Raw genomic sequence first — 8,571 nt, 5'->3', positions numbered from 1 at the left:
TCACTCGTCACTCGTCACTCGTCACTCGTCACTCGTCACTCGTCACTCGTCACTCGTCACTCGTCACTCGTCACTCGTCACTCGTCACTCGTCATTCGTCACTCGTCATTCAGCTACCTATTTTCTCCGTTTTCCATTTCGGACCTGAAGAAGCTCAGCGGTAAATCAGTTTTTACGATGACCGATTCCAGGTTCTGCATAACATCGAGTTCTTTGAGAAATGCCTTTGCCGGTTCGGCAGTCCTTGTTCCGGAACTGCTTGAAAGCTTGATCGCTCCCCATAGGAATGTCGAGGCGAAATACGCGGAAGTTCTGTTCTGGTAGATCCATTCGGTGTGCCCTTCGACGCCATCGTCAAATTTCAGGGAAAGCGCCAACTGTTTGATACGGTTGAGGTTACCGAGGGTTTTGACGTCCTTGTTTCCGGATGTCAGGCTCTGTAACGCCCCTAATGTCCAGTTTGTCGAAGACAGGGTGAACCAGAAATGCGACTTGTAAATTGCTTTGTCGATAAGTGTGGCAGTTGTCTGGTCGCGATCGAGAAAATTTTTTTCGGGCTCGAGAAAACCTCTCAGCAATTGCTCGCTGTTTGCAAGGATAACTTGTCGGTTTTCCGGCCGGCATACCCAAAGTGTATCGGAAAGAGCGTAACATTCTTCATTGCCGTACAGCTTGGTTTCAATGCTTTTCTCTTCGAGATACCCTGTCGTCAGCTTGTCTTCGAATGCTCCCCACAGAATACCGAGGTACTTCTGTTTTTTGGTGTTCTGCTGTTGAAAAGCTATAAGGAGGGTATCCAGATCGCGGGCGGGAACAAAACCGGTTTCATCAACGACCTGTCGTAATGCCTGGTTTGTTTGCAGCCAGTTCATCTCTTTGAGCGAGTCGGGCATGACTTCCTGCCAAAAAGGGCTTTGTTTGATGTCTTTCAACCCGGCATAGATCAATGCGTCGGAAGTTCCCGGTAGACGGTCGATTACTGCAACCAGCTCGGCGTTCAGCGATTCGGGGTCGGCTACCGGTTTCGGCCAGTTGACCCATAATAGCTGGGCGATAAGCCCGATAGTGCCTATAACCAGGGTGATCAATAGAAGGCTTGGCTTTTTTTTCTTTTTTTCACCTCCGATCTGCTGGACTGACTGTTCTGGTTGGTTTTCCATTCGAACTTTAACTATTGTTCTGAATCGCTTGTCTGGCAAGAAAGTCACAGCGGTTATTGAACTCATTGTCGCTGTGGCCTTTAACCTTGTGAAAAGTAACGTTGTGCAATCTAATCAACTCCAGGATTCTTTTCCAAAGGTCTATATTTTCAACCGGTTTTTTTGCCGATGTTCTCCAGTTGTTTGTCGTCCATTTTTTCAGCCACTGCTGATTGATTGCGTTGACGAGGTAGCTCGAATCACTATAGAGGCCGACATCACATGGTTCCTTTAACGCTTCAAGGGCTTTGATGGCAGCCATCAACTCCATTCTGTTGTTTGTCGTTGAAGGGGAGAATCCGGAAATTTCCCGTCGGACATCGCCAAACATGAGCAATGCCCCCCAACCACCTTTTCCGGGGTTGCCACTGCATGCACCATCAGTGTAGATGATTACTTTTTTCGGCATTGTGTTATCGGTACCATGTTGCGGGTTGGCTGGTCAGTTGGAATGGTGCCGGAAACCGGCAATAGGGTAAAAGGAAAAAAGACAAAAAAGCTCAACCATACGATTGGTTGAGCTCAAGAAAAGTCAGAAAGCGTGTACCGGAAATTATTTAAGTAACTTAGCGAGTTCTGCGGTTCCGGTTTTCGACATGATTTTCATTGCCTTTGCGGAAAGGCGAACTTTGACCCAACGTTTTTCCTCTTCAAGCCAAATGCGTTTGGTATGAAGGTTCGGTTCGAAACGTTTGCGCCGATGGTTATTGGCGTGTGATACTGTATTTCCGTACTTTGGCCTTTTTCCTGTCAGTTTACAAACTTTGGACATAATGACGTTCTGTTCTCGTTGTGAAAATGATTGCGAATATAGCAATTCTTTATCAAAGTAAAAAAAGCAAGGATCGAAATTACGGCCTTATACCAATAGCGCAAACCATCATTGAAAGGACGTAGAGCAATGTGCCGAAAGCGTTGTACCACACAGCCTTCTCTTTTGGATCATCGATAAGTGTCTTTTGCATCGGGAGCTGGAGTGCAAGCAGTAGTATCGCTATACCCGACATGAAATATGCCGATTTTGTAAGCAGGATTCCTATAGCGACCAGTTGTGCGACATCCATGATCACGGACGCGAGAATGGCAGCTTTTTTCTCGCCGAGTTGAACAGGAATCGATGCTACCTTTCTGATGTTATCTCCCACAACGGATTTGAAGTCGTTGAGTGTCATGATCCCGTGGGCGCCGATGGAAAATATTATAGCCAGAGCGATCGATTCGGAAGAAGGTACTCCCTGGGTTATTGCAAAGCTCCCTGTAAGCCAGGCAACACCTTCATAGGCGAGACCAACGATGAGATTTCCGAACCATCCGTTTCTTTTCGCACGTATCGGCGGGCCCGAATAAGCGTGAGACATGAGAACGCCGACAAAGGCGATTATCATGACATAGGGATGAATCGACCAGGCGACGAGAAATCCCGTCATGATAAGCGTAAACGTGATAATCCAGCTGGCCTGCTTTGATATTTTTCCTGCAGGGATAGGCCGGTCGGGTTCATTGATTGCATCCACTTCACGGTCGAAGTAGTCATTCATGGTCTGCGACATGGCGCACATCAAGGGACCTGCAAGTATAACGCCTCGAAGCAGGATGGACCAGTTGGATGCGATATCTTCACCTGTGGATACGACGCCACAAGCAAAAGCCCACATGGGAGGAAACCATGTGACTGGCTTCATTAGGGGTAGTATCGCCGAGGGCTCCAGTTTGAAGCCTGGCTTATTGACATTGTCGAGAGCCCGCTGTATTGCTTTTTCCCTGGCTGCACCTACCCCGGAAGAGAGTAATTGGGCTTGCAGGCTCTGCTTTAGCTCGGTATTACCGGCGTTACGTCCGTTCATGGTTTACTGGTTCATGAAACAAAGCAACAATAATACGAGTTTTTCTGCAGAAATGTAAGCATTTACTTGAGCGATCTGCGGTATTTGTCGGCAATTTCACTATTAAGGGAGAGAATACGTGAAAACTGCGCAGCTGCTTTTCCGCTTTCCAAACAGCTTCTGGTTTTCATTAAACCGTCATCGATACAGCTGGCAGTGCCGGAAACGTAGCATGCCATTGCCGCGCTGTACAGTGCAGCATCTATCTGGGCTTCCGTAGCGCTGCCGTCGAGGATATTTAGAATAATCTCGGCGTTGTGTTTTTTGTCGCCCCCTTGTAAATCGGCGATGTTCCACCGTGAAAGACCGAACGTTTCAGGCACAACATCATGATAAAAAATGTCTCCTTCGTGAAGTTCTGTGATATGTGTCGGGCCGCAGACACTGGGTTCATCCAGTCCTGCTCCTGTTTCGGTTTCTCCATGAACGACCAGTGCGTGACGGCAGCCTGTTGCTTTCAGAGTCTGTACGTAGAGGTCCATGATATCCATATCGAAAACACCGACAACCTGCCGATTTACTCTGGCGGGATTGACCAGGGGACCGAGCATGTTGAAAATGGTTTTTATGCCCAGTTCCTTGCGTACAGGCGCCACCGCTTTCATCGAAGGGTGGTAGAGCGGTGCAAAAAGAAAGGCGAAACCGGTTTCTCGAAAAAGCTCTTCGGTACCTTCTGGCGGTATGTCTATACAATACCCAAGTGTCTCGAGGACATCGGCGCTTCCACAATGGCTTGTGACGGAGCGGTTTCCGTGTTTGGCTATGCGAACTCCCACGCCGTTTGCGATTATTGCAGCTGCGGTAGAGAGATTGAATGTTCCTGCCTGGTCTCCTCCTGTGCCGCAGGTATCGACGGCATTCTCGTCAAGATGAACGGGAAGCACCCTGGAGATAAGGGAATTATAAGCACCGATGACTTCTTCAGCAGTCACTCCCTTTTTTTGGAGCAAAACGAGAAAGGCCGCTATGACGCTGTCTGGAAACTCGCCCTGTATGATTTTTGCTATGCAACCTTCCATTTCTGTGCGCGAAAGGTCGCAATCTGCGAGCAGCTTGTAAAGTAACTCCTTATACTGCATAGAATAAAGCGTTAACAAAAAGAAGAAAAAACTAAAAATTTGTACTGTAACAATTCAATGAAATGTTCAGTATTACTATGTTTTCATGCGATTGCTTTTCACCATATGCGTAAAACGAGCACTGAAAGTTACATCTTGTAATACCTCGGCAAGCTTGAGAGTGCAGCGTGTGGTGAATCAGCCCCCTGATTCGTCAAGGAGGTTGATAATCGCCCTATTTAGGTTAAAAGTATAAATTAAAATAAGAATGGCAACGATAAGAATGAATTATTAAATCAGTAAAACAGGATTAACCGAATATGTCTCAAGAGCTTGAGCCTCTTTTCAAGAAAATGCTTGGATTGGGGGTTGATACCTTATTGGTGTCAGATCTGCATGTGATCAGATGGTTGACAGGGTTCAGCGGTTCCAACGCGAGAGTACTGCTTAACCGTGATCACAGCGCATTGTTTACGGATTTTCGTTACGGCGAACAGGTGAAACATGAAGTGGATGCGATGGAGTCGATCGTCATTCAAAGCAGCTTCATCGATACTTTTGTCGAGGGGGGATATCTGCTGGGAAAAAGCCTGGGTATCCAGTCTGAACAAATGACGGTGTATGATGCCGGACAACTCGGAGACAGGCTGACAGGGGTCGATATAGTACCTGTGCATTGTTTTTTTGACGAGTTCCGGGAGCTCAAAAACGAGCGGGAAATTGCGTGGATGAAACAGGCGGCGGAAATCAGTGAAAAGGTTTTCGAAGAGATTTTACCGCTGATATCCACCCGGACAACGGAAGCCGAGATAGCGGCTGAAATTTCATATCGCCATAAACGTTACGGTGCCGAGAAAGACTCCTTCGATCCAATCGTAGCTTCCGGAACCCGTTCGGCACTACCGCATGCGAAACCCGCAAATGAAACATTCAGTCCGGGAAACCTGATTGTCATCGATATGGGCTGTATTTGTAATGGCTATGCATCCGATCAGACAAGGACCGTTGCTTTTGGGCGGATCGCTGATGAAGCTCGTAAAATCTATGAGATAACACGAGAGGCCCAGCAACTTGGAATCGAGGCAGCGCGACCGGGATTGCCCGCCAAGGAACTCGATGCGCTGGTGCGCGGTTATATCGATAAAAGCGGTTACGGTGAATACTTCGGTCACGGCCTCGGCCATGGTGTAGGGGTGGAGGTACATGAAAAGCCGAGGCTTGGAAAGACATCGGAGGATAATTTGTTGTCCGGTTCGGTGTTTACGATCGAACCGGGGATTTACCTGCCGGGAAAATTCGGAGTTCGCATCGAAGATACTGTAGTTATGGGTGAAAGCGCGGTTGTTCCGTTCCAGAGTTTCACGAAAGAGCTGATTGAGTTATAGGGCTACAATTGAAGGCAGATCGATTCAAGTTGCCTGTACAAGTTGATCCGGCAGCCAACTTCCTCCAAAGTCATGCCGCACTCGATGCGGCATCCATGGAGAAAAACAGGAAACCCAATGGATCCCCGGGTCGTGCTGTGCTTGCCCGAGGATGACGGAAAAAAAGAAGTCCGAGGGTGACAATAAAGAAGCTAGAAGATGATAGAAAGAATGTCAAAGGATGAAATGATGAGAATGAACATGACGCTGGTATTTTCTGTGCTCTTTTATTGATACGCTTGAAAAGCTTCAACACAATCGCTGTAGTTACCATGAATAAAGAATACCCGGGATGGATACATTATCATGCTGCCTGGTCGTTACAACCGCTCCTGATAAAGAGGTGGCCGAGATACTTGCCGAAGGGTTGCTGAACGAGGGTCTTGCCGCATGTGTTCATCTGCAGGATATTCACAGCCGTTATATCTGGGAGGAGAAGCTTTACCGGAATGAGGAGACGGCTGTATGGATCAAGACGCTTGAAAAGCATTACGAAACAATCGAGTCATTCATTCAGCAGCATCATCCTTACAAGCTTCCTGAAATCATCAGAATACCGATTACAGGGGGCTTGCGGTCATATCTGCAATGGATTGCCGATGCGACTGACGGTTCAGGCGCGTCCGACCAGGTTCTTTAGTCTGATTGAATAGACGGAAAGAGTGAGAAGCGGGTTGACGTTGCGTTGGATTGCACGGATGGCTTCTTCGGTTATCGTCGAAATGGCGAAAAAGTCGGAGTTGGGGAAGTTCTTTGCAAACCGGTCGATCGATGTGCCGAGATCTGGATTGTTGAAAGAGCTCCAAGCAGGATTGATGATTCTATGATGAATGTCCTGGAAAAAAAGCAGAAGAGAACCGAGGAAGGCTACAATTTCCTGTTTTCCACAACTTTTCGAAAGGTTTTCTGTCTCTGCAATTGCTTCGGCCAGTTTTCCCGGGGAAAGAAGTTTGCGCAAATAATCGATTGCCCGGTCACGGGCTGCAATACCTTCGAATGTCTCGTGTCCTCCTTCTTTGAAGCTGTCGATCATCTCCGATGCAATGCCGAGGTTTCCTCTTGAAAAATTAACGATGAGACGCTGCACTTCATCCTGGAGTTCGGGGTACTTTTTTTGCAGCCAGTTTTCAATGTCCGAAGACTTTATTCTCAAGAATTTCAATATCTGGCAGCGTGAACGAATGGTGGGAAGGACGCTTTCGGGACGCGAAGATACCAAAATGAAAAGTATGTGCCCGGGAGGTTCTTCAAGCAATTTCAGCAGTTTGTTGGCTGCAGAGGGATGAAGTTTTTCCGGCTGCGATAGAATGAATACCTTTTTCCCGTTTTCAGCGGGCATGAACGATGCTTTCTGCTGAAGGGATGTTACCTGTTCGGTAAGGATACCCATCGATCGGTCCATCGATGGGGTGAAGAAGGGGTTGCGTTTTTTCGTCTCGATCAATGACTCGTAGCGCTCTCTTGCTTCGGCTGTGCGTTTGTTTTCCGTTTTTGACGGATCGTTTTTTTCCAGGAGAGCCGATTCGACGGGAAAGACATATTCTATATCCGGATGCATGAATGTGTCGATTTCCCTGCAGCTTCGGCAAATGCCGCACGAACCGGTTTGATTGGACGTATCATGGTTTTCGCAATTGAGCACCTTGGCAAGCTCGAAAGCGACGGACTCTTTGCCTGTTCCTTCAGGCCCGGTGAAAAGGTAGGCATGAGCGAGTCTATCGGATGAGACGGCTTTTTGCAAAATGCTTACCTGTATATTTTGACCGATAATGTCCTGCCAGCTCATGGTGTATCGGAATAGTGGCAAGTTACAGGTGACACGTGACAAGCGGAACAGCAGTCAACAGTATCTTGTCTCCTGTTGTGTACTTGATTCTTGTCACTCGTCACTTGTCACTGCCTGGTCGGTTAAATAAATGTCAGCCAGTTATAAGGATCCTCACCTGTCTGGACGATTTTCAGATAGTGAGATTGCAACGTCTCCGTAACAGGTCCCCTCATTTCATTGCCTATCGGATATTTATCGATGCTGCGAACCGGGGTTATTTCAGCGGCGGTCCCGGTGAGGAAGACCTCATCGGCAATGTAAAGCCCCTCTCTTGGAATCATCGTTTCATGGACTTCATAACCGAGCTCTTTTGCGATATGAATGACTGCCTGACGTGTAAGTCCCGCAAGGACTGATTGTCCTGACATGGGGGTATAGATTATGCCGTCACGGACGACAAAAATGTTTTCACCGCTCCCTTCCGAAACATACCCATTGATATCCAGCCCGATACCTTCTGCGTAGTTGTCCATAATTGCTTCCATCTTGATCAACTGCGAGTTGAGGTAGTTGCCTCCTGCTTTTGCCCATGTCGGAAGTGTGTTGGGGGCCAGTCTGTTCCAGGATGAAACCCGGACATCGACCCCGGTTTCAAGAACGTCTTCCCCAAGATATGTGCCCCATTCCCAAGTCGCGATGGCAACTTCAATGGCTGCAAGATGAGGATTGACGCCAAGAGCGCCTTGCCCACGGTAAACAAGCGGTCTGATATAACAGGATTTGTGCCCGTTTGCCCTTATGGTGTCGAGTACGGCATCCTTCAACTCCTGCATGGAGTAAGGAATTTCTATTCTGTATATCTTCGACGAGTCGTAAAGGCGTTTGATATGCGCATCCAGAAAAAGAATTGCAGGGCCTTTTGCCGTTTCATAGCATCGTATCCCTTCAAACGTCGATGACCCGTAATGAATAACATGTGAGAGAATATGTATTTTGGCGTCATTCCAGTCGATAAGCTCGCCGTTCATCCAGATTTTTTCGGACTTATTCATTATTGATCGGACATTGATTAGTAAAAGGGTGGCTCTATTCGTTTGTTGTGTGCCGTGATCACTGCATCAGGGCGGATGGAAAAGTGTTGTCCACGACAAGTTATAGAGGTTCCCGAAAGTATCAAACTTCAAAGATATACTGTTTTGCCTTTTTTAAAAGCAGTACAGCTTGATTTTTCATAGAGAG

At 47.5% G+C, this 8,571-nt stretch carries 9 protein-coding genes; 2 read left to right on the top strand and 7 right to left on the bottom strand.

The genetic code is table 11. The features are described from left to right. Positions 1-113: 113 nt before the first annotated feature. The 5 genes from QZ209_RS11910 to trpD form a co-directional block, all read right to left on the bottom strand. On the bottom strand, positions 114-1,160 hold the full coding sequence (locus QZ209_RS11910) for a hypothetical protein (protein WP_294348232.1): 1,047 nt from the start codon (positions 1,158-1,160) through the stop codon (positions 114-116). 7 nt (positions 1,161-1,167) lie between these two features. Next, positions 1,168-1,608, bottom strand: coding sequence for a ribonuclease HI (gene rnhA, locus QZ209_RS11905; RefSeq protein ID WP_110023823.1), 441 nt, complete (start codon positions 1,606-1,608; stop codon positions 1,168-1,170). A 144-nt stretch (positions 1,609-1,752) separates the two neighbouring features. After that, positions 1,753-1,971, bottom strand: coding sequence for a 50S ribosomal protein L28 (gene rpmB, locus QZ209_RS11900; RefSeq protein ID WP_110023721.1), 219 nt, complete (start codon positions 1,969-1,971; stop codon positions 1,753-1,755). A gap of 79 nt (positions 1,972-2,050) precedes the next feature. Continuing rightward, the gene (gene chlG / locus QZ209_RS11895; RefSeq protein ID WP_294348218.1) at positions 2,051-3,043 is read right to left on the bottom strand and encodes a chlorophyll synthase ChlG; all 993 of its coding nucleotides are present in this window, start codon (positions 3,041-3,043) and stop codon (positions 2,051-2,053) included. A gap of 62 nt (positions 3,044-3,105) precedes the next feature. Next, on the bottom strand, positions 3,106-4,161 hold the full coding sequence (gene trpD, locus QZ209_RS11890) for an anthranilate phosphoribosyltransferase (protein ID WP_294348215.1): 1,056 nt from the start codon (positions 4,159-4,161) through the stop codon (positions 3,106-3,108). A gap of 299 nt (positions 4,162-4,460) precedes the next feature. Between trpD and QZ209_RS11885 the strand changes: the two genes are divergently transcribed. Together QZ209_RS11885 and cutA are read left to right on the top strand one after the other, a co-directional pair. After that, entirely contained in the window at positions 4,461-5,525 is a 1,065-nt protein-coding gene (locus QZ209_RS11885; RefSeq protein WP_294348213.1) for an aminopeptidase P family protein, read from the top strand. Between the two features lie 331 nt (positions 5,526-5,856). Next, positions 5,857-6,204: a divalent-cation tolerance protein CutA gene (gene cutA, locus QZ209_RS11880; RefSeq protein WP_294348210.1), complete on the top strand. Its 348-nt coding sequence runs from the start codon at positions 5,857-5,859 to the stop codon at positions 6,202-6,204. Here cutA and holB read toward each other — a convergent pair. Continuing rightward, positions 6,178-7,350 carry a DNA polymerase III subunit delta' gene (gene holB, locus QZ209_RS11875; RefSeq protein ID WP_294348208.1) on the bottom strand — a complete coding sequence of 391 codons (1,173 nt, stop codon included), beginning with the start codon at positions 7,348-7,350 and terminating at the stop codon, positions 6,178-6,180. The two genes, cutA and holB, sit on opposite strands and share 27 nt — an antisense overlap. Before the next feature lie 122 nt (positions 7,351-7,472). Next, positions 7,473-8,384: a branched-chain amino acid transaminase gene (locus QZ209_RS11870; protein WP_294348206.1), complete on the bottom strand. Its 912-nt coding sequence runs from the start codon at positions 8,382-8,384 to the stop codon at positions 7,473-7,475. Positions 8,385-8,571 lie beyond the last annotated feature (187 nt).

Origin of the sequence: Prosthecochloris sp. (assembly GCA_015482705.2) — a bacterium.
Lineage (GTDB): Bacteria > Bacteroidota > Chlorobiia > Chlorobiales > Chlorobiaceae > Prosthecochloris.
This window is presented reverse-complemented; position numbering and strand designations above follow the sequence as displayed.

What these genes read in the sequence shown, in the direction of transcription:
- QZ209_RS11910 (WP_294348232.1), bottom strand. Translation starts at nt 1,160, where the DNA reads ATGGAAAACCAACCAGAACAGTCAGTCCAGCAGATCGGAGGTGAAAAA.
- rnhA (WP_110023823.1), bottom strand. Translation starts at nt 1,608, where the DNA reads ATGCCGAAAAAAGTAATCATCTACACTGATGGTGCATGCAGTGGCAAC.
- rpmB (WP_110023721.1), bottom strand. Translation starts at nt 1,971, where the DNA reads ATGTCCAAAGTTTGTAAACTGACAGGAAAAAGGCCAAAGTACGGAAAT.
- chlG (WP_294348218.1), bottom strand. Translation starts at nt 3,043, where the DNA reads ATGAACGGACGTAACGCCGGTAATACCGAGCTAAAGCAGAGCCTGCAA.
- trpD (WP_294348215.1), bottom strand. Translation starts at nt 4,161, where the DNA reads ATGCAGTATAAGGAGTTACTTTACAAGCTGCTCGCAGATTGCGACCTT.
- QZ209_RS11885 (WP_294348213.1), top strand. Translation starts at nt 4,461, where the DNA reads ATGTCTCAAGAGCTTGAGCCTCTTTTCAAGAAAATGCTTGGATTGGGG.
- cutA (WP_294348210.1), top strand. Translation starts at nt 5,857, where the DNA reads ATGGATACATTATCATGCTGCCTGGTCGTTACAACCGCTCCTGATAAA.
- holB (WP_294348208.1), bottom strand. Translation starts at nt 7,350, where the DNA reads ATGAGCTGGCAGGACATTATCGGTCAAAATATACAGGTAAGCATTTTG.
- QZ209_RS11870 (WP_294348206.1), bottom strand. Translation starts at nt 8,384, where the DNA reads ATGAATAAGTCCGAAAAAATCTGGATGAACGGCGAGCTTATCGACTGG.